Source organism: Ahrensia marina (assembly GCF_001293565.1).
Taxonomy (GTDB): Bacteria; Pseudomonadota; Alphaproteobacteria; order Rhizobiales; family Rhizobiaceae; genus Ahrensia; species Ahrensia marina.
Genome location: NZ_JXMU01000013.1, coordinates 98,464 through 119,087 on the forward strand (window position 1 = coordinate 98,464; position 20,624 = coordinate 119,087).

The following is a 20,624-nucleotide window of genomic DNA, read 5'->3' on the forward strand; positions in this document are numbered from 1 at the left end:
CTTACGCTCCGGTTTGTTTAATGTCGGCTTGCTTGCCGTGAAAATAATTGGATGGACCGCGCGTGCGAAACTCCTCGCGGAAATGGTTCGGGGCTGGCGTGCCGTCTTCGTTTATTTCAATCTGCATGGCATAAGCACCAACGATAGAACCCGGTTGCCCATTTGCGATGTCGAGCATCGTCTCAACCTGTTCGGGTGAGTTGGCAATATGTGCCTTCGCAATCTCGCGCGACCAAGTGCCGTCCGCTTTAAGATAGATCACATCGCCTTCGAAAAGATCGTTGGCAGTGATGATCTGAGGTACAAATTTGCGAGCCATTACAACGCTCCTGCAGTGTATAATTCTGGTGTTGTTTCAAGTGCCGTTGATGCGGCAACGGCATCGCGCGGCGAAAGGCCATACAAGAGAACCGCCGGTCCGGTGATTGAAGCGGCGTTAAGCGCATCAGGCAGTTCAGCCAAAGTCGTTGATATTATCTTCTGGTTACTGCGTGATACGTTTTCAACGGCTGTCACAGGTGTATCGGCGCTGGCACCGTGCATGAGCAAACGGCCACGCAAAAAGCTCGCCGCGCGCAAGCCCATATAAATCGCAGCTGCCGAACCTTCTTTGGCAAGTTCGCGCCATTCATGTTCCGCAAAGCCTTGTGTCTCACGGCCGGTAATTATACGCAGCGAAGAATTGCGTCCACGGCGGGTTAACGAGATGCCAATGGTTGCTGCCGCAGCCGAGGCGGATGTGATGCCCGGCACGATATCAAAAGCAATGGCGGCTTCATCAAGCGCATCAAGCTCTTCATCCAGGCGGCCAAAAATCGCCGGATCACCAGATTTAAGACGTGCAATTTGTGCGCCTTTTTTTGCATGCTTAATCATAAGCGCGTTGATATCTTCCTGCTTCCAGGAAGGGCCATAGCCTTTTTTACCAACTTCGATCACGATCGCTTCGCGGCGGGCGAGTTCCAAAATCGCTTGCGGTACAAGCTGGTCGTGCAAAACAACATCGGCTTCATGCAGAAGGCGGCGTGCTTTAAGCGTTAACAAGTCCGGATCGCCCGGGCCTGTGCCGATTAAAGAAACGTGTCCCTCACGCGGGCGTGTTTCAATAGCGTCAGTCAGCAGGTCGTTAAGTGTTTCATTGACTGCTTTCTCGCCGCCAGCTTGAAGGGCGGCATCGCCTGCGCCTTCATAATACCGGCTCCAGAAATCCCTGCGGATACGACCTTGAGGCAACATATCTGCACGGCCCCGAAAAGCCTGACCGATACGGGCGAGAATACCAAGCGAAGCGGGCAGGCGGCTTTCGATATCGGCTTTAATGCGCCGTGCAAGAACGGGCGCAGCGCCTTCGGTACCGATTGCTATTGTGACCGGATCACGGTCAACAATGGCAGGCGTAATGAATTGACTGTCTTCAAGATTGTCGACGATATTTGTCAGCGCACCTGCATCACGGCCGATTTGAGCGACGCGGGCATCTTCCACATCATCTTCGTTCGCTGCATAGAGCATAGCAGCTTCATCTGCATCACCTGCTTTAAGCGCGCGCTCAACAAGCGTGAGTTTGCCTTCGGCAGACCACACACGCACTTGAGTTTCCGCGTTGGTACCGTAAACAAAGATGTTAGCCTCTGTTTTCAGCAGCAAACGCAGTTTTGCAATGGCGCATTCACCTGCACCGGACACAATAACGCGGCGATCGGCAACATTTAAAAAGACTGGAAAATGACGCATAGGCTTTCCTTTTCAACAGTCCGGAAAATAGGGTTTCGGATGTACGTGTATAAGGAATGGAATTCCAATTTATGATGTATCTGGGGTATTTTCGTTTTTTCAGGCGCTAAAAGCGATCACATGCGCTTGATTGACAAGTGCGCTTCTTTTTCACAGGTTGCGACAATCGGTCAGTTTCGAACTATTCCAATTTGGGTGATACCCCGTTATAGGGTCCTTAGAAAATTGAATGAAAGCGGCGCTGGTATTTAAGTGTTGCGGACGAAGGGTTAGAGTTTTGGATTTTAATCGCTTTTTTGCCGAGAAACTTGAAGGCTTGGTCGAAGCAGGCAACTACCGCGTGTTTGCTGACCTCGAGCGCAAGGCCGGCGCATTTCCAAAAGCGCTGCGTCACCGTGAAGACGGTACGACCCATGAAGTAACCGTGTGGTGTTCTAACGATTATCTTGGAATGGGGCAGCATCCGTCTGTAACGTCCGCGATGCATGAAGCGATTGACAAATGCGGCACAGGTGCAGGCGGCACGCGCAATATTTCCGGTACCAATCATTACCATGTAAAACTCGAAGAAGAGCTTGCTGATCTTCACGGTAAGGAAGATGCGCTTATTTTCACGTCGGGTTACGTGTCCAACTGGGCAGCGCTTGGAACTTTGCTGACCAAAATTCCGAATATCATTTGCTATACAGATGCGCTGAACCACGCATCCATGATAGAGGGCATCCGCCATTCGCGCTGCGAAAAACGTATTTTCCGCCACAACGACGTTGCTCATCTTGAAGAGCTAATGGCTCAGGATGATCCGAATGCGCCGAAGCTTGTAGCCTTTGAAAGCGTCTATTCAATGGACGGCGATATCGCGCCGATTGAAGAAATTTGCGATGTTGCTGATAAATTTGGCGCTCTCAAATATATCGACGAAGTTCATGCTGTTGGCATGTATGGCCCGCGCGGCGGCGGCGTTGCAGAGCGCGAAGGCATCATGCACCGTTTGGATGTTATCGAGGGCACACTCGGTAAAGCTTTCGGCGTGATGGGCGGTTACATAACCGGTTCTAAAAACCTTATTGATTTCGTCCGTTCATTTGCCTCCGGCTTTATCTTTTCCACGGCTTTGCCACCGGCAGTGGCCGCGGGCGCAACGGCCTCTATCAAACATCTGAAAGCAAGCCGTATTGAGCGCGAAGCGCAGAAACGTAATGTTGCAGCTGTGCGTGCCGCATTCGATAAACGCGGTATTCCGCATATGCCGAACCCGAGCCATATCGTTCCGGTTATGGTTGGTGATGCTGCAAAATGTAAGTGGATTTCCGACATTCTGCTCGAGCAGCACGGCATATATGTTCAGCCGATCAATTACCCGACAGTGCCTGTTGGCACAGAGCGTTTACGGATTACGCCGACACCGGCTCATTCGCCTGAGGACATTGCACATCTGGTAAGCTCACTAAGTGAACTGTGGTCTCAGTGCGCTTTGGCCCGTCAGGTCGCCTGACTTAACCAATCAGCGTAAGTGATTCAAAAGAAACAAGCTTTAGCGGTTGGCTAAAGCTTGACTATCGTTGAATCAATTTGTGAGCATCTTCATTTATTGCTTCAGCTTTTAGCTGGCCATCCGCCCGTCAGTTCATGCAAAATGCTCTCTGTGTCCGCGCCTAATGCGGGGGCTGTCGCATTGTTTGATGTTGTTCCTCCATTAATGAAAAATGGAGAGCGAACACCGGGCACGCCCAGTGATGTCGCGATTTGCAGTTCGCGCGCTTTGACATGCGGGTCGTTGAACATGTCCTCGATCGTGTTGATGGCACCGACAGGAACGGCATGATTTTCGCAAGCTTCAATCAATGTATCGCGTTTCCAGTTTGACGTTATTGCAGCCAGTTGCTCCGTCAAAGCGCTGCGGTTTTCTACGCGGCTCTGATTAGTCAGGAACAGTGGATTTCGTGCCAATTCACCGACTTTCAAAATCTCGCATAGCCGGGCAAACTGGCCATCATTTCCGACTGCTAATATGATGTGTCCATCCTGCACCGGAATGACTTGGTATGGCGCGATATTGGGGTGTGCATTGCCAAGGCGGGAAGGTGCCGTACCGGTCGCAAGATAGTTCATATTCTGATTGGCGAGAGACGCGGCCATCACCTCCATCAATGCAATATCGATGTGGCTACCCTTGTTTTGTTTGAGTGCCTGGACGAGCGCTGCGTTGATTGCAGCAACCGCATAAAGCCCTGTCAGAATATCAGTGATGGCAACGCCGGCTTTCATGGGCTGTCCATCCGGTTCGCCGGTAATCGACATAAAGCCGCTCATTCCCTGAATGATGAAGTCATATCCGGCACGGTGCGCATATGGCCCGTTTTGCCCAAAACCGGTTATCGAGCAATAGACGAGCTTTGGGTTGGTTTTGGAAACACTTTCATAGTCGAGGCCGAACTTTTTCAAGCCGCCGACTTTGTAGTTCTCAATCACAACATCTGCCGAATTGATCAGCTTTTTAAGTGCCGCGAGATGTTCAGGATTTTTCAGATCAAGCGCCGCTGAGCGTTTGCCGCGGTTTGTCGAATGGAAATAGGCGGCGGATAAATCCTCGCTATTTGCGCCTTTTATGAAAGGAGGCCCCCAATGGCGGGTTTCATCGCCGCCATCGGGATTTTCTATCTTAATGACATCGGCACCAAAATCACCGAGCAGTTGCCCTGCCCACGGGCCGGCCAATACGCGCGCCAGTTCGACAACGCGTATGCCTTCGAGCGGCTTAGGCATCCAGATTTGTCGTGCCGGTTTTACGCTGCATCATCTGCTTTTCAGCCATGAGTTTGCGCTGGTAACGGCCTTGAACAATTTCCACCAGAACCATTGTGACAAGCACGAAGTAGAATGTTGTTTTGCTCATCGCTTCGACCGAGTAGCCGAAGAATTTAAGGTGCGCCAAGTGTCCGCCTTCTGTCGTTAGCAAGATGCCAACCAGAAGAAGAACGAAAAGGCCAACGACTTCATACATGCGATTGCGGTTCAGGAAGTTTGCGACTGTTTCCGCCATGACGACCATTAATACGCCCGATATGATAATGGCGGTTACCATCACGATGAAATTATCTGTCAGGGCAACAGCCGAAAGAACGGTATCGAAAGAAAATACAACGTTCATCGCGACAATCCAGAACAGCGCTCTGGTAACAGAGGTCATGGCACGCTTACCCATATCATGGTCCATGTCGTCCAGTGCCAGCATATGCGTAATTTCTTTGATGGCGGTGTACATCAAGAAAACACCACCGGCCAAAACGATAATGGCGTGTCCGCTGACTTCGCCTTCAGCAATACCTATCCAGTTGAATGTGTAGAACGGTTCTTGGAAAATCTTGATCAGTTGGAGAACAACAAAAAGAAGAACGATACGGAAGACAATCGCAAGGATAATGCCCAAACGGCGCACACGCGCTTCATGCTGCGCGCCGACTTTCTTTGCTTCCAATGAGATATAAAGCAAATTGTCAAAACCGAGCACTGTCTCAAGTGCTGTCAGAATGAGAAAAGTAATCAGATTGTCTATCGTAAATAGACCGGCGAACAATTCCATTGCGTTTTCTCCAAGAAACTTTTGATGCAGTATTAGCAGAGCGCTATATGGTCGTCACCCTAGCTTTGTCTGATTGCGGTGGAAAATAGAGCGTCAAAACTATTTGTCAGTACACGCGTGCAAAAAATCAATAAATGCTTCAGTCGCAGCACTTTGATCTGTGTCGTTTAAAGTTTCGTGTCTGGCGCTGGGGAAAACAATTTTTTTCACTGCGGTAAAGCCATTGCTTTGAAGCCGCTTGAATTGATGGTGGGTAGCAGCCGAATTATCTGTTGCCGGATCCCGGCCACCGCCAAGAAGCTGGATAGGCAGTGCTTTTGCTTTTCCGTTGGCGCCGCGTACATCGCCGCCTTTGAACACCAATTCAAAAATATCCTGCCACATTGAAACCGAAGCGTTCCAACCGCAGTCCGGATCAGCGATATAAGCGTCGACCTCGTTGTCGATATGGGAAAGCCAGTCAAAATCGGTGCGCCGGTTCGGAATCTTTTGGACCCAACTATCGAAAGTCAATTTAGGCAATAAACGCGATGGAATGTCAGAACCAAGCCTGAAGCGTTCATAATGCAATATGCCTTGCGCCAGGCGGCCGGCAATTCCACCGGAAAAATTGGCGTTCCAGACCGCCGCGCCAGCCAGCCGCTCGGCATGTGCAAGCGCATAATTCATGGTAATCAAACCGCCCATTGAGTGACCAAACATCACAAGCGGAAGGTCCGGATGTTGCGCGCGGGCGTTTTCTTGCACTGCTGCGCAATCAAGCAGCACTTTTTCCACGCCATTTCCGTTAAGTGAAAAAACGCCTTGAGGAGCATCTTTGGCTGTTGTGCGACCGTGGCCACGGTGATCATGCGCATAGACGTGGCAGCCGGACTCGCTCAAAATGGTTGCAAAGCGGGCATAGCGTTCAGCATGCTCGGCAAGACCATGATTAATATGAACGATGCAATGTCCGCTGCTGGCAGCGTGTTTGACATAACAATTTATGTCCGTACCTGAGGTGCTTGCAATTTTTTTGGTCTTGTCAAACTTGTATTCGGTCATGTTTGAGACGCGCTCCTTAAATATAAGGTGCGCGTCGTTATTTATGCAGTCAAGTCTAAGATAGAGCGTTAGTAAACAATACTACCATTTACATAGTGCTCATGCAGTGAAGCAGCCAGAAGCTTGTATTCTCGGGCTTCAGTGCCGACACGATCCTTGATTTCTGACAACTGGATAACCGCACCGGCGCGGTCGCCTTTTTTCAGCAATGCCTGGCCCATATAGGATCGCGCCAGTGTGTAATCGGGATTAATTGAAAGTGCGGTGCGATAATGCGCCAGTCCTTTGTCGATATTGCCGGCATTACGGCTGGAAAAGCCAAGATAGTTCTGCACTTCGGCCGTTTGCTTGTTCTCGATTTTATTGAGTACTTTCACAGCTTCTTCAAAACGTCCGGCATAGGCGAGGGCGCGGCCATTATCCAGAAGATCAGCATCGTTGAGAGATGATTCCTCTTCTTTCACGCACTCTTTGGCCTTTTTGTCATAAACTTCGCCATCAGCGCATTTTTCAACTTTTGCGGCAGGTTCGCTTGATGATCCGGCAGCCATGGCTGAATTGAGCGTGAATGTCGCAATGCTCGCGCTCAGGACGATGCGTAAAATGTTCATTTCATTCTCCCAAGTTACTCTGTAAAGTAATGACGGTTTCCTGCGCAAAATGGTTTCAAAGATGAGAAAGCTTTTTGAAGCCAACGCTTTTGCCGGATCATGACATCATTCTGGTATCGCTTGAATGCTTACCTTGCCCCGCCGCAGATTTTCCCATAGAGATCGGCAAAACTTCAAATATTTGGAACCGAGTTAAGATGGCACGCCAATACATTTATCATATGTCCGGCCTCAATAAGGTCTATGGATCAAAGAAAATTCTAGAGAACATTCACCTGCAATTTTATGGCGATGCCAAGATCGGTATTTTGGGGCCAAATGGTGCGGGTAAGTCCACAGTCATGCGCATTATGGCTGGCTTGGATAATGAATTTACCGGCGAAGCATGGCTTGCTGAAGGTGCGACCCGTGGATATCTGCCGCAAGAACCGCAATTGGATCCAAATCTAAACGTCATGGAAAATGTTATGCTCGGCGTGGCGGACAAGAAAGCTATTCTTGATCGCTATAACGAGTTGATGATGAACTATTCCGACGAGACAGCCGAAGAGGGTGCAAAGCTTCAGGATGTGATCGACAGCCAAAACCTCTGGGATTTGGAAAGTCAGGTCGAGCAGGCAATGGACGCGCTAAGATGTCCTCCGGCTGATGCGTCAGTTGAAAACCTTTCCGGCGGTGAAATTCGCCGTATCGCCCTTTGTCAATTGCTGTTGAGCCAGCCTGATATGCTGTTGCTTGACGAACCGACCAACCATTTGGACGCTGAAACAATTGCTTGGCTGGAAAAGCATTTGCGTGAATATCCGGGCTCTGTTCTGATGATTACCCACGATCGTTACTTCCTTGATAACGTAACGGGCTGGATTCTCGAGTTGGACCGTGGCCGTGGCATTCCATACGAAGGCAACTACACCGCTTACTTGCAAGCCAAAGCAAAGCGCTTGCAGCAGGAAGGACGCGAAGAAGCGGCCAAGCAAAAAGCGCTGTCCCGTGAGCAGGAATGGATCGCGTCCTCACCAAAAGCACGTCAGGCAAAATCAAAAGCCCGTATCAAGGCATATGATGAACTGGTGGAAACAGCCAACAAGCGCAAGCCGGGTGATGCACAGATTATCATTCCGGCCGGTGAGCGCCTTGGAAATGTCGTGATCGAGGCCGAAGGGCTTACCAAAGGTTATGGCGACCGTGTTCTCATTGATAATCTGTCATTCAAATTGCCTCCGGGCGGTATTGTCGGTGTGATCGGGCCAAATGGTGCAGGTAAATCGACGCTGTTCCGCATGATTACAGGGCAGGAACAGCCAGATAGCGGTACAATCACAATCGGTGAAACTGTTAATCTTTCTTATGTTGACCAGAGCCGCGACGCGCTCGACCCGAAGAAAACTGTCTGGGAAGAGATTTCGGGTGGAAATGATCTAATCAAGCTCGGCAACCATGAAATGAACAGCCGTGCTTATTGCGGCGCGTTTAACTTCAAAGGCGGAGATCAGCAGCAGCCTGTTGGCACTTTATCCGGTGGTCAGCGTAACCGCGTTCACCTTGCCAAGATGGTCAAGGCGGGCGGCAATGTGTTGTTGCTCGACGAGCCGACCAACGATCTGGACACCGAAACTTTGGCAGCGCTTGAAGAGGCGCTGGAAAACTACGCTGGCTGCGCCGTTGTCATCAGCCACGACAGGATGTTCCTTGACCGCTTGGCAACACATATCCTTGCATTTGAAGGCGATAGCCATGTTGAGTGGTTTGAAGGTAACTTCGAGGATTATGAGAAGGACAAGATTCGCCGTCTCGGACCTGAAAGCGTAAACCCGAAGCGTGTTACCTATAAAAAGCTAACGCGCTAACATCATATATATCATAATTAGGCCGCCGGTTTGTTTATTCAGACCGGCGGTTTTTTATTGGTATGAATTGCTCAACGCTTCCGCCCGTAAGCAGAGCTAGAGCATTCGTCAAAATATTGGATGGAAAGAAAACAAGACCCAAAAATGAAAAAGACCGGACTGCGGGAGGAGGATGCAGTCCGGTCATAATTCTTGGATCAAGCTGGGAGGAGGATGCTTGACCCTGACCAACAACACCATCTGGGAGGAATTATGTGCTGTTGTTGAAAAGAGATATGCGCCTTTTAATGAATTTGTGCAATGCAGCAATTTGCAATGCTGCCATGCAAAAAATGCATAGCTTAGTTGTTGAAATGGCTAATCTTCTAGAATTCCCAGCTTCTGGCCTTGGCAAACAGGAAATCCCTTATAGCTTGAAGCTTTGCTGCATTTCTCATTGTCTCTGCATAGGCAAAATAAGTGTCAAAGCTTGGAAGCGCGACATCTTCTAAAACCCGTACGAGGCCGGAATCACGTTCAACCGCATAATCTGGCAGCAATGCAACACCGACACCGATCTGCGCGGCCCGCTTGACCGACATCACTGCATTGATTTCCAGTGTCGGCTTTAAGGGTGGCTTGCCTTCGCGCTCAAGCGTCAATAGCGCATTGAGATCGGATAAATAATTGGGCGCAGGTTCACCGAAACTGATGATGCGGTGGTTTTCGAGGTCTGCCAGTGTTTCAGGCAAGCCAAAACGGTTGATATATTCCGGTGACGCGTAGACATGCAGATGCACGGTAAACAAACGGCGTTGAATGAGATCGGGCTGCTGTGGCTGTCGAAGACGAATGGCACAGTCCGCTTCACGCATATTGAGATCGAGCTCTTCGTTGGACAGCATCAATTTGACATTAATGTCGGGGTAAAGCTCGATAAATTCCTGAATGCGATAAGAAAGCCAGCCGGCTCCAAGGCCGACGGTCGTCGTAATGCGCAAAATGCCGGACGGCTTGTCTTTTGTTTCTTTTAACTCGGAGCGGACAGATTCCAGCTTTAGAAAGACCTCATGCGCGGTGGCATAAAGCATCTCGCCCTGTTCAGTAAGGATCAGGCCGCGGGCGTGCCGATTGAAAAGCGCAGCGCCAATTTCCTGCTCTAGTGCTGAAATTTGACGACTGACCGCCGATTGGGAGATATGCAGCATTTCACCGGCATGGGTGAAGGAGCCTGCCTGTGCCGCAGCGTGAAATACGCGTAATTTGTCCCAATCTAGCGACACGGTTCAATCCAATCTTACCCGCTAATCTTACTCGGCTGCTTCAAGCTGGCTTTCCATTGCAGCCACAAATTTTTCGGCCTCCAAAGCAGCCATACAGCCCATTCCGGCGGCTGTTACAGCTTGTCTGTATATATCGTCTGTTACATCTCCTGCCGCAAAGACGCCTTCAATCGATGTTGCCGTGCTGTCAGGAGCTGTCCAGAGATAGTTATTCGACTTCTGCTTAAGCTTGCCTTCAAACAGCGATACCGCAGGTGCATGACCGATTGCAACAAACACACCATGTGTCGCCATTTCGGTCACATTGCCTGTGATTCTGTTTTTCAGCTTAACACCGGTGACAGAAGCAGGAAGGGCAGGGTTTGTTTTTTCACCCACAATCTCGTCAAGCTCCGTATCCCACAGGATCTCGACATTTTCCTTTTTGAACAAACGGTCTGCTAGAATTTTTTCAGATCGCAGTTCATCGCGGCGGTGAACAAGAGTAACCTTGGAGGCAAGGTTGGAAAGATAAAGGGCTTCTTCGACGGCTGTGTTTCCGCCGCCGATAACGACAACTTCTTTGCCGCGATAGAAAAAACCATCGCATGTCGCACATGCTGACACACCAAAGCCCATATAAGTTTGCTCGCTCTCAAGGCCGAGCCATTTTGCCTGTGCGCCGGTACAAATCACCAGAGTATCGCCGGTATAGATCGTGCCGCTATCACCGATAGCCTTGAACGGGCGGCTATCAAGATCAACCTCGACGATGATGTCCTGCTCGATCTGTGTGCCGACATTTTCCGCTTGCTGGCGCATCTGTTCCATCATCCATGGACCTTCGACAGCTTCGGCATAACCTGGATAGTTTTCGACTTCTGTTGTGATCATCAACTGGCCGCCTTGTTGAAGGCCGGCAACCATGACAGGTTTCAGCATCGCTCGCGCAGCGTATATCGCAGCGGTATAGCCCGCAGGACCGGAGCCGATGATAAGCATTTTGGAGTGAATAGTTTTTGTCATAGGTATTTCCAGTAATTTATATGCTTATATTGAGTGCATCTTAGCGTTTTTCAAATACGCAAACCGAATGAAGCCCTTCAGGCGACGGGTTTAGCAATGTATATCCAAGAGCTTCCAGCTTTTTCAACAAGCGTTCAGTTTTCTCGCCACCAAGTATATCGTCATGGATTTCTGCAATGATGGCTTTAAAATAGGCCTTATCCATTAAGTCAACAACTTCATATTCACCACCTTCAATATCCATCATTAGAAGGTCAAACTGGTGATCTTCAAGAAACTTTAACTGATCAAAAACCTCAACATCGACAGTTTTCTGATTGTCGCTCTCGCGTGTCAGCGAACCGCCCCAAAACTCTTTCGGCACATTGAATTTGACAGAGCTTGACTTCGTGCGATCTCCCAAAACCCCTTTCATAAGCTCAAAGCGGTTGAGCTTGTTTGTCTCCATAACCTTTAGATAGTGCGTGGCAACTGCCGGATTTGCTTCAAAGCTCGTCACATGTAGATCATTATTCATCTGTTGAAGGCGCGCGGATATGAAGCCGATACCTCCGCCGAGATCCAAGACGTTTTTTGCTGACGAAATGTAGGGTAATGCGAGATTCAATTCATCTGTTTCGTAGTCCCATCGAGACAGAACTTTGCGCATTGTGTATGTCAATAATTGCCGATCAAAGGGGATTTTGACGCCGTGCGGTTCAGCGTAGCCTCTAATTTCATCATAAAAATAGTTCAGGTAACGAATTACCTTCGGGCTTGTTGTTCGCTTGTGAAGCGTACTTTGGGTCACTTGAAGGGTATCCTTTGATATTTTTGGCTATGAAATAACACTTTCTTTTGTGCTGATAACCAAAGAAAAGCTTTTTTCAAAGGCCTGCTAAGTTCCCGCTTAAGTTTTGCGAGGCCAGTTAACCGGTTGAGGCGTCGTTCTTCATGTAATGTACTTCTCAGACTTTCCGAGGAGCCGCCTTTGTTCAGATTTTCATCCTGCACACATAAGGCCGGAAAAAGTTGGTAAATTTTGAGTGATGCAAATATAGGTGAAATCGGATTGAACAAATATTGATCAAGCGGATCTTTGAACCTTGCGGTGTTATCCAACAAATATTGAGCGCACCGAGAGGATATAATATATCCGGCAGTACCTGTATGTTCACCGGTTAGTTGGTTCAGAGAACGGTCCGCCGGCACTTTAAGGTCGTTTTTGGAAATAAAAGTCTTTCTTTGATTAGTCTCTAATTTGATTATGTCTGCATCTTTAGGGATCCAGTTAACGTCACCAAGGAGGTCGACAGCGGCTTCACCAATGTGAACATCATCCTCAAAAATGACCGTAAATGGTTGCTCATTTGCTGCTGCAATGGACCAACAGGCGCGATGACTTAAAAAACAACCTACTTCGCCAGCCCGCAAGCGGTAAAAATTTTCGTCTGCATCTAGCCAGCTATCGATTTCCACATCGCTCATATTTCGCCCGTCAACGGCAGGCACCTTGGAAAATGACAAACCCATTTCGTCAAAAATAGATTTCATTCTGATCAAGCGGTCTTCAGAACGGTCAAGATTTACTAACAATATGGGTAGAGCTTTTTCATTCTTGGTCATTGCTGATTATCGCTCTATAAAATTCGATGGTTCGGTCAATTTGTCCGGCTCTTTCGAAAGCGCTCAAAAGAGATCTGTTATCTTCATTATGACAGTACGTCATGGACTTGACCATTGCTTTTGCAAGACTCTCTTTGTTTTTCAACGGTAAAAGAATTGCAGAAGTCTCAGCCAACATCTCTTTGGCACCCAGGGTTTCCGTAGCAATAATATTGCAACCGGCATTGAGTGCTTCAATGAGCACCAAGGGAAAGGCCTCCGCATGTGATGGCATGACAAAACAGTCAAATGCCGACATCAGTGTACTGGCATCGCTTCGAAAGCCGGTGAATGTGATACGCGGATCGTGTTTTGCCATTTCTGCTGCTCGGGGGCGGTCAGGTCCATCGCCAATGATCACGAGTTTGGCATTTGTATCCTTAATTGATTGAAACGCACCAATCAGCTCAAAAATACCCTTGGCTTCCAGAATACGGCCGACAAAACCAAATATATAAGCGTTTTGTGGGATATCCAGAACGCGCCTCGCATCGTGTTTTGAAAGCGGTTCCTGTTGTGACTTGCGAAGCCAGTTCCATATAGTAACGCTTGGTCCTGTATAATTTTGCATGGCTGCTTTTTGATGATCGGCCACGCGGATAATACCATCGGAGGATTTGTATGAGCGGGCCTTATAGGCACCATGTATTGTTGAGATTACCGGAGCAGAATTGCTTAACCGGTTCGCAAGACGCGCTGCAAGACTTTGATGTGCATGGACAATATCCGGTTTGAACTCACGTAGCGTCCGCCAAATATCAATATGAAATGCCCCGCGGCGGGTTAATACATGCTGTACGTGACGGCTGGTGTTTTGCGGCGTAAAATCGCCCAACCGGTCTATGACGCAAACCTCATGACCGGCCTCACTCAACCCTAAAGCAAGGTCTGCATGATGATATGATGAGCCGCCAACCGCACGACATAAATTGATTTGAAGAATCTTCATGACGTGTTGGGTAGCATATTAATAATGGCTTGTAGCTCTGCGTTCGTGGACACAGATTTAAATTGTTTCAAGGCTCTATTTCGCTGCGCAATAAAGCGCTTTTTTGATGAAAACACAGCCAGGAGTTGATCCGTAATTTTAGGGCTTAAAATATCTGATAATTCGGAAACGCCGACGCCGTCTGCATAGTCATTCATGCGTTTTTGTTTGCGCATAAAACGACTGTTCGGGTTTGTGTCCAATTCATAATTGGCAAACCCGCCGCCTGTTTTCAGATACTTTAAATGCCAATAAAGAAAGCCGCAAAACTGGCGGTGCAAATTTCTACCGGGCGCATTTTCGAAGCGCCGGTCAAATGTGAACCTTGTTTCATTATCAATGTTGAAAAAACCAATGTCTCCGCTGCCCGAAACGGGGTCTGCGAGCGGAACAAAGAGTTTCTTATCTACATTCAGCTTCAGATTGATGCCAGAAAAGCCAAGAATTTTATGTCTGGCTATACCGTTTAAGCGAATATTCTTGACAACTTTCGCCAATGTTTCGGATCGGGCAAAATGATCATCATCAAGCTTAGTGACAACGCGATAACGGGTTTTAGCTAACGCAAAATTAGAGTAATTCACCAAGCTGCTGGGGCTATCGGCTGGGGTGAACGCATGGTCTTTGCTGCCGGGCGGAAATACGCGGTCTATGTAATGAAATACTCTCAGGCGCGTCCCGTACTCCTGCGTCAGCCGGCCAAGAATATCCGGCGTTGCATCAGTGCACTGATTGTAAACCGCGATTATTTCATCAAAATGATCAATATGTGATCGTATGGTTGGCTCAAGAAAATCAGCGCCATTGCGTATCCGCATAAAGGCGCTGATTCCGTTTTGCCGTTTGGAAATATTCAGATCGTCAGGGGTGAAGGTGTATTTGGAAATAGTTTCCATAACATCAGGCCGCTTTATTAGACGAACTTCACCGCTTCGATTTCATATCCGCGGTCGCCTTTAGGGGCTTTGACCTCAATTGAATCGCCGACAGTTTTGCCGATCAATGCGCGCGAAATTGGAGAGGATATTGAAATTCGCCCCTCTTTCGGGTTCGCTTCCTGATCACCAACGATCTGATAGGTGACTTCTTCGCCCGTATCATCATCGGTTAAAGTGACTGTCGCGCCAAAACGGACTGTATCACCAGTCATCGTCGCAACATCAATCACATCAGCACGGCCAATCAATCCCTCCAACTCGGAGATACGGCCCTCATTGTGTGATTGCGCTTCTTTCGCCGCATGATATTCGGCATTTTCCGAAAGGTCGCCATGCGCGCGCGCTTCCGAAATAGCTTCGATAATGCGAGGGCGCTCTTCCTGCTGCCGCCAGCGAATTTCTTCGTTCAGCGCATCAAAGCCTTTGCTTGTCATTGGGACCTTATCAACCATGGTCCATCCTTTCCTGCCGGTTTTTAACCGGTCCTGATCTATAAATAAAAACGGTTCCGGAAATTGCGTTCCGAAACCGCTTCAATCAATATGGCAATGTCTCTTGCTGATTTCCAGCCCTTTTATGGGCTGGACTCAAATTACTCGAAATAAGCTTGCAGCGGGCGAACTTCGATTTCACCTTTTGACAAGGCTTCGATCGCCTGTGTTGTCGCCTTGGCGCCTGCCATTGTTGTGTAATACGGCACTTTGTTCTCAAGTGCGGCACGGCGCAGGGATTTGGAGTCGGAAAGTGCTTTCTTCCCGCTTGTTGTATTGATGACAAGCTGTACTTCGCGGTTGCGAATAGCATCCTCAATATGCGGACGCCCTTCCAAAACCTTGTTTATCTTGCGTGCTTCAACACCGTTTTCAGCCAGATAACGCTGTGTGCCGCCGGTTGCGATGATACCGAAGCCCAAATCTGCAAGCACTTTGGCAGATGCAAGTGCGCCGGCTTTGTCCTCGTCTTTTACGGAAATGAATACATTGCCGTCTTTTGGAAGAACCACACTGGCACCAAGCTGCGCTTTTGCAAATGCCATCGCAAAATCAGTGTCGAGACCAATAACTTCACCCGTTGAGCGCATTTCAGGGCCAAGCAAAGTGTCCACGCCTGGGAATTTGGAGAACGGGAACACCGCTTCTTTAACGGCAATATGCTTGATGTCCGAAGCGCTTTTGCGGCTGCCATAATGCGCGACAGCATCTGCAAGTGTTTCTCCTGCCATGATGCGTGCTGCGATTTTTGCAATCGGCAGGCCAATGGTTTTGGCAACGAACGGAACCGTACGCGAAGCGCGCGGATTGACTTCAAGAACGTAGATTTCGCCGTCTTTGATCGCATATTGAACATTCATCAAGCCGCCGACATTGAGCGCTTTTGCCATGGCCGACGTTTGAAGTTGTAATTGTTCAACAATTTCATTGCTGAGCGTGTTTACGGGCAGGGAGCAGGCCGAGTCACCTGAGTGGATACCGGCCTCTTCAATATGCTCCATAATACCTGAAACATAGACTTCGTCGCCATCGCACAAGCAGTCAACATCAACTTCAATTGCGCCTTGAAGATAGGTGTCGAACAATAGCGGGTTCGTGCCCAGAAGTGTATTGATCTGCCCCGTTTTATCATTCGGATAACGGGCCTTGATATCCTCCGGAATAAGTTCTGGAACTGTATCCAGCAGATAAGTGGACAAAGATGCTTCATCGCGCACGATCTGCATCGCGCGGCCGCCCAGAACGTAAGACGGGCGCACAACGAGCGGGAAGCCAAGACCGGTTGCGATGAGCCTTGCCTGCTCGACCGAATGGGCAATACCGTTTTTAGGCTGCAGGAGGTTGAGCTTCATCAGCAGTTTTTGGAAACGGTCACGGTCTTCAGCCAGATCAATAGCATCCGGAGATGTGCCGAGAATTGGAATGCCGGCACGCTCAAGCGCATTGGCAAGCTTTAACGGTGTTTGGCCGCCAAATTGAACAATAACGCCTTTGAGATTACCGGATTTTTGCTCCATTTCGAGAATTTCAAGCACATCTTCATTCGTCAAAGGCTCGAAATACAAACGGTCGGACGTATCATAATCGGTTGAAACCGTCTCAGGGTTACAGTTGATCATGATAGCTTCATAACCGGCATCACGAAGTGCAAAGGCTGCGTGACAGCAACAATAGTCAAACTCGATACCCTGACCAATGCGGTTTGGGCCGCCGCCCAGGATAACGACTTTTTCGCGGTCGGAAATTTGAGCTTCGTTTTCTGGTTCGCCGATAAATGGCTGCTCATAAGTGGAGTACATATAGGCTGTCGGTGAAGCAAATTCTGCCGCACACGTATCAATACGCTTATAGACAGGGTGCACATCCAAAGCGCGGCGTGCTGCAACGACATCGCTTTCATTTTTGCCGATAAGCGTGGCCATACGCTGATCCGAAAAGCCCATTGATTTGAGCATACGCATATTGCCGGCATCCAAGGGCAGGCCGTGGGCTTTTACACGCGCCTCTGTATCGATGATTTGCTTGAATTGTTCCAGAAACCAAGGATCAATTTTGCAGCCCGCATGAATATCTTCAAGGCTAAAGCCCAAACGGATAGCCTGTGCAACCATGCGCAGACGGTCAGGGGTTGGTGCGCCTATAGCGGCACGGATCGCATTTTTATCGTCGCCTTCGCCAAGGCCGGGGATTTCAATATCATCCAATCCGGTCAGTCCGGTTTCAAGGCCGCGTAGCGCTTTTTGAAAACTCTCGGCAAATGTACGGCCGATGGCCATGACTTCGCCAACGGATTTCATGGCTGTCGTCAGATGCGGTTCCGCACCGGGGAATTTTTCAAAGGCAAAGCGCGGAATTTTTGTAACGACATAATCAATTGACGGTTCGAACGAGGCAGGTGTCGCACCGCCTGTGATATCGTTCTCAAGTTCATCAAGCGTGTAACCAACCGCGAGCTTTGCTGCGACTTTTGCAATCGGAAAGCCGGTCGCTTTCGACGCCAGTGCCGATGAGCGCGATACGCGCGGGTTCATCTCGATAACGACCAGACGCCCGTCTTGCGGATTGACCGCGAATTGTACGTTTGAACCGCCCGTTTCAACACCGATCTCACGCAGCACCGCAATCGAAGCATTACGCATAATCTGGTATTCTTTGTCTGTAAGTGTCAGCGCGGGCGCGACAGTAATCGAGTCGCCGGTGTGAACACCCATTGGATCGACGTTTTCAATCGAGCAGATGATAATGCAGTTGTCTGCTTTATCGCGAACAACCTCCATCTCATATTCTTTCCAGCCAAGAACACTTTCATCAATCAGCACTTCGGTTGTCGGCGAGGCATCAAGGCCGCTTTCGACATAAGCCATGAATTCAGAGCGGTTATAGGCAATGCCGCCGCCTGTGCCGCCAAGTGTGAACGATGGCCGGATGACAGCCGGCAGGCCGATTTCATCAAGCGCTGTTGCCGCCTGTGCCATTGCATGGCTCATATAACGTTGTTTGCGCTCTGATGTGCTGTGACGCCACTCCAGTTCCAGCTTATCTAGCGCGGCATCAAGTTCATCGCCAGAAAGCTGCTTTGCCAGCTCTGCCTTTTTGGCTTCGTGCTCGGTGCGGTCTTTGTCTTTGATGGCTGTTGCGTTGACGAGCATTGAGCGCGGACATTCAAGACCGATGCGTTCCATCGCCTCGCGGAACAATGAACGGTCTTCGGCTTTGTCGATTGCTTCCGGTGTGGCGCCGATCATCTCGACGTCCCATTTGTCCAGCACGCCCATTGCCTTGAGAGAAAGGGCTGTGTTGAGCGCTGTCTGCCCGCCCATGGTCGGAAGAACAACCATTTTGTCGTTCGGGTTTTCTTTGCGTTCTTTGATAATGATCTTTTCAACCACCTCTGGAGTGATTGGCTCTACATAGGTCGCGTCCGCCAGTTCAGGGTCCGTCATAATGGTTGCCGGATTGGAGTTGACGAGAACGACGCGGTAACCTTCTTCGCGCAGCGCCTTACAGGCCTGTGTACCGGAATAATCAAATTCACAGGCTTGGCCAATCACAATCGGTCCTGCACCGATGATGAGGACGGTATCAATATCATTACGCTTTGGCATGGGGCATCCGTTTAGCTTACGCGAAAAGCCGGATGCAAAGACAACCGGCGCTAACGCAATTATTTTCTGGCTAAGGCTGTCTTATATTCATCTGCGCACGCGATGTAACCCCATCAGACAAGGAAATTTAGGCTTTCAACATAGATTCAAGGCCTAGCGACTATTTTATCATCTTCGGAACATTTGCTGCACTCGGACATTTGCCATCTAACAGCGAAAGGAGAAAAATATGCCTAATATTTCAGACGCAAAAATTGCAATCCTTGCAACAGACGGTTATGAGAGATCTGAACTGCGCAAGCCGTTGGATCATCTCAAAAATGCAGGTGCAGAAGTTCACATCATATCCATAAAATCCGGTGAGATTAAAAGCTGGGACGATGGAAACTGGGGCGACAGCGTAGCTGTGGACAAACTCGTATCAGATGTCGCCGTATCTGACTATGATGCCCTTGTTTTGCCGGGCGGTCAGATCAATCCCGATCTTTTGCGTGTAGACGATGATGCAGTTTCGTTCGTACGGGAATTTGCTAAAAGCGGAAAAACACTTGCTGCGATTTGTCATGCACCTTGGTTGCTGGTTGAAGCAGACGCTCTGCGTGATCGCAAGGCAACCTCATACCCTTCCATTAAAACCGACCTGATTAATGCAGGTGCAGATTGGGTTGATGAAGAGGTCGTTGTTTCTAACGCGATTATCACATCGCGGAACCCGGGCGACTTGGACGCATTTAACACTAAAATCGTTGAAGAAGTTGAAGAAGGTCGCCACGACCGGGAAATTAAAGCTGCTTAACACCGCATATAAATGACGAACGTTTCTGCGGGTGCCCGAATGGGCGCCCGCTTTCTTTGTTGAACAGTTCAGCCTTTTGCGGCACAAAGTCTTTAACAGGCATAAGTATGACAGTTGGAGCTGACCATGCGTTTAGGTGGACGTCGCAAAAGCACGAATATACAGGATATGCGCGGTTCCGGTTCACGTAACCGCGGTGGCTTTGGAAGACCGACACGGCGTGTGCGCTTGCCATCCGGAGGAAGAACAATGCGTTCATCCGGCGGCGGCATCGGCGGAATTGTCTTGCTTGTGATTCTGTTTTTCGTTCTGCGCAGCTGCGGCATAGATCCGCTGCAAATTTTGGCCGGCGGCGGGGCAGGCAGCGGTTTCGAGCAAATGCTTCCGCAGTCACAAAGGCAAAACCCGACGCCTCGCGCAACGCCGAGAACAGATGCGCAAACCGAGTTTGTCAGCCGTGTACTTGCCGAAACCGAAGACGTTTGGAACGGTATTTTTCAGGCCAATGGCCGCCAATATCCTGAGCCGGTTTTGGTTCTCTTTTCCAGTCAGGTACGTTCTGCTTGCGGGTTTGCCAGCGCGGCCTCAGGGCCGTTCTATTGCCCGGGCGACAAAAAATTATATATCGATCTGAACTTCTTTGACGAGCTGGAGCAAAGGTTCAATGCAGGCGGCGATTTTGCACAAGCCTATGTGATTGCACATGAAGTTGGTCATCACATTCAAAATGTAATCGGTGTTTTGCCGCGATTTAACCAGATGCGCCAGCGCATGAGCCAAGCGGAATCCAATGCGATGTCAATTCGTGTGGAACTTCAGGCCGATTGTTTCGCAGGCATCTGGGGCTATTACACGGAACAAAAAGGATTGTTGTCGCGTGGTGATCTGGAGGAGGCGCTTAATGCCGCAACACAGATCGGCGATGATACAATTCAGCGTCGTACCCAAGGCTATGTCGTGCCTGAAAGCTTCAACCACGGTACATCGGCGCAGCGCCGCGAATGGTTCGCGCGCGGCTTTGAAAGCGGCAAGCTAGAAGCCTGCGATACATTCAACAACGATGTTTAAACTCTAAA

General features: G+C 49.3%; 18 protein-coding genes. 4 read left to right on the plus strand and 14 right to left on the minus strand.

Annotation, left to right across the window (positions count from 1 at the left end; all coding sequences use genetic code 11):
- Nucleotide 1: 1 nt before the first annotated feature.
- Together SU32_RS09895 and cysG are read right to left on the minus strand one after the other, a co-directional pair.
- Nucleotides 2–319 carry a DUF2849 domain-containing protein gene (locus SU32_RS09895; protein ID WP_053999193.1) on the minus strand — a complete coding sequence of 106 codons (318 nt, stop codon included), beginning with the start codon at nt 317–319 and terminating at the stop codon, nt 2–4.
- Nucleotides 319–1,734 carry a siroheme synthase CysG gene (cysG, locus tag SU32_RS09900; protein ID WP_053999194.1) on the minus strand — a complete coding sequence of 472 codons (1,416 nt, stop codon included), beginning with the start codon at nt 1,732–1,734 and terminating at the stop codon, nt 319–321. Before cysG ends, SU32_RS09895 begins: the two co-directional genes overlap by 1 nt.
- A gap of 229 nt (nt 1,735–1,963) precedes the next feature.
- Between cysG and hemA the strand changes: the two genes are divergently transcribed.
- The gene (gene hemA / locus SU32_RS09905) at nt 1,964–3,229 is read left to right on the plus strand and encodes a 5-aminolevulinate synthase (protein ID WP_211097733.1); all 1,266 of its coding nucleotides are present in this window, start codon (nt 1,964–1,966) and stop codon (nt 3,227–3,229) included.
- A 101-nt stretch (nt 3,230–3,330) separates the two neighbouring features.
- Here hemA and SU32_RS09910 read toward each other — a convergent pair whose 3' ends face one another.
- The 4 genes from SU32_RS09910 to SU32_RS09925 all read right to left on the minus strand — a co-directional run bounded on the left by SU32_RS09910 (nt 3,331) and on the right by SU32_RS09925 (nt 6,972).
- The gene (locus SU32_RS09910) at nt 3,331–4,500 is read right to left on the minus strand and encodes a CaiB/BaiF CoA transferase family protein (protein WP_053999196.1); all 1,170 of its coding nucleotides are present in this window, start codon (nt 4,498–4,500) and stop codon (nt 3,331–3,333) included.
- Complete coding sequence (locus SU32_RS09915) at nt 4,493–5,317, minus strand: TerC family protein (protein ID WP_053999197.1); 825 nt, start codon at nt 5,315–5,317, stop codon at nt 4,493–4,495. Before SU32_RS09915 ends, SU32_RS09910 begins: the two co-directional genes overlap by 8 nt.
- A gap of 99 nt (nt 5,318–5,416) precedes the next feature.
- On the minus strand, nt 5,417–6,361 hold the full coding sequence (locus SU32_RS09920; RefSeq protein ID WP_053999198.1) for an alpha/beta fold hydrolase: 945 nt from the start codon (nt 6,359–6,361) through the stop codon (nt 5,417–5,419).
- Between the two features lie 68 nt (nt 6,362–6,429).
- Nucleotides 6,430–6,972: a tetratricopeptide repeat protein gene (locus SU32_RS09925; protein WP_053999199.1), complete on the minus strand. Its 543-nt coding sequence runs from the start codon at nt 6,970–6,972 to the stop codon at nt 6,430–6,432.
- 197 nt (nt 6,973–7,169) lie between these two features.
- Between SU32_RS09925 and ettA the strand changes: the two genes are divergently transcribed.
- Nucleotides 7,170–8,819, plus strand: a complete 1,650-nt coding sequence (ettA, locus tag SU32_RS09930) for an energy-dependent translational throttle protein EttA (RefSeq protein ID WP_053999240.1) — start codon at nt 7,170–7,172, stop codon at nt 8,817–8,819.
- A gap of 365 nt (nt 8,820–9,184) precedes the next feature.
- Here ettA and SU32_RS09935 read toward each other — a convergent pair whose 3' ends face one another.
- From SU32_RS09935 to carB, 8 genes are all read right to left on the minus strand, one after another.
- The gene (locus SU32_RS09935; RefSeq protein WP_053999200.1) at nt 9,185–10,081 is read right to left on the minus strand and encodes a LysR family transcriptional regulator; all 897 of its coding nucleotides are present in this window, start codon (nt 10,079–10,081) and stop codon (nt 9,185–9,187) included.
- Between the two features lie 27 nt (nt 10,082–10,108).
- Nucleotides 10,109–11,086, minus strand: coding sequence for a thioredoxin-disulfide reductase (gene trxB / locus SU32_RS09940; protein WP_053999201.1), 978 nt, complete (start codon nt 11,084–11,086; stop codon nt 10,109–10,111).
- Nucleotides 11,087–11,126: 40 nt separating this feature from the next.
- A complete protein-coding gene (locus tag SU32_RS09945; protein WP_053999202.1) occupies nt 11,127–11,876 on the minus strand; it encodes an FkbM family methyltransferase in 750 nt (249 codons plus the stop codon).
- Nucleotides 11,873–12,691, minus strand: a complete 819-nt coding sequence (locus tag SU32_RS09950; protein ID WP_053999203.1) for a glycosyltransferase family 25 protein — start codon at nt 12,689–12,691, stop codon at nt 11,873–11,875. Before SU32_RS09950 ends, SU32_RS09945 begins: the two co-directional genes overlap by 4 nt.
- On the minus strand, nt 12,678–13,679 hold the full coding sequence (locus tag SU32_RS09955) for a glycosyltransferase (RefSeq protein WP_053999204.1): 1,002 nt from the start codon (nt 13,677–13,679) through the stop codon (nt 12,678–12,680). The genes SU32_RS09950 and SU32_RS09955 overlap by 14 nt, the downstream gene beginning before the upstream one ends.
- On the minus strand, nt 13,676–14,614 hold the full coding sequence (locus SU32_RS09960) for a glycosyltransferase family 2 protein (protein ID WP_144421097.1): 939 nt from the start codon (nt 14,612–14,614) through the stop codon (nt 13,676–13,678). The genes SU32_RS09955 and SU32_RS09960 overlap by 4 nt, the downstream gene beginning before the upstream one ends.
- A 17-nt stretch (nt 14,615–14,631) precedes the next feature.
- The gene (gene greA / locus SU32_RS09965; protein ID WP_053999205.1) at nt 14,632–15,108 is read right to left on the minus strand and encodes a transcription elongation factor GreA; all 477 of its coding nucleotides are present in this window, start codon (nt 15,106–15,108) and stop codon (nt 14,632–14,634) included.
- Between the two features lie 140 nt (nt 15,109–15,248).
- Nucleotides 15,249–18,752 (minus strand): carbamoyl-phosphate synthase large subunit, encoded by a 3,504-nt coding sequence (carB, locus tag SU32_RS09970; protein WP_053999206.1) that lies wholly within the window; start codon nt 18,750–18,752, stop codon nt 15,249–15,251.
- Between the two features lie 229 nt (nt 18,753–18,981).
- Between carB and SU32_RS09975 the strand changes: the two genes are divergently transcribed.
- Together SU32_RS09975 and ypfJ are read left to right on the plus strand one after the other, a co-directional pair.
- The gene (locus SU32_RS09975; RefSeq protein ID WP_053999207.1) at nt 18,982–19,548 is read left to right on the plus strand and encodes a type 1 glutamine amidotransferase domain-containing protein; all 567 of its coding nucleotides are present in this window, start codon (nt 18,982–18,984) and stop codon (nt 19,546–19,548) included.
- A 126-nt stretch (nt 19,549–19,674) separates the two neighbouring features.
- On the plus strand, nt 19,675–20,616 hold the full coding sequence (gene ypfJ, locus SU32_RS09980) for a KPN_02809 family neutral zinc metallopeptidase (protein WP_053999208.1): 942 nt from the start codon (nt 19,675–19,677) through the stop codon (nt 20,614–20,616).
- Nucleotides 20,617–20,624: the final 8 nt, after the last annotated feature.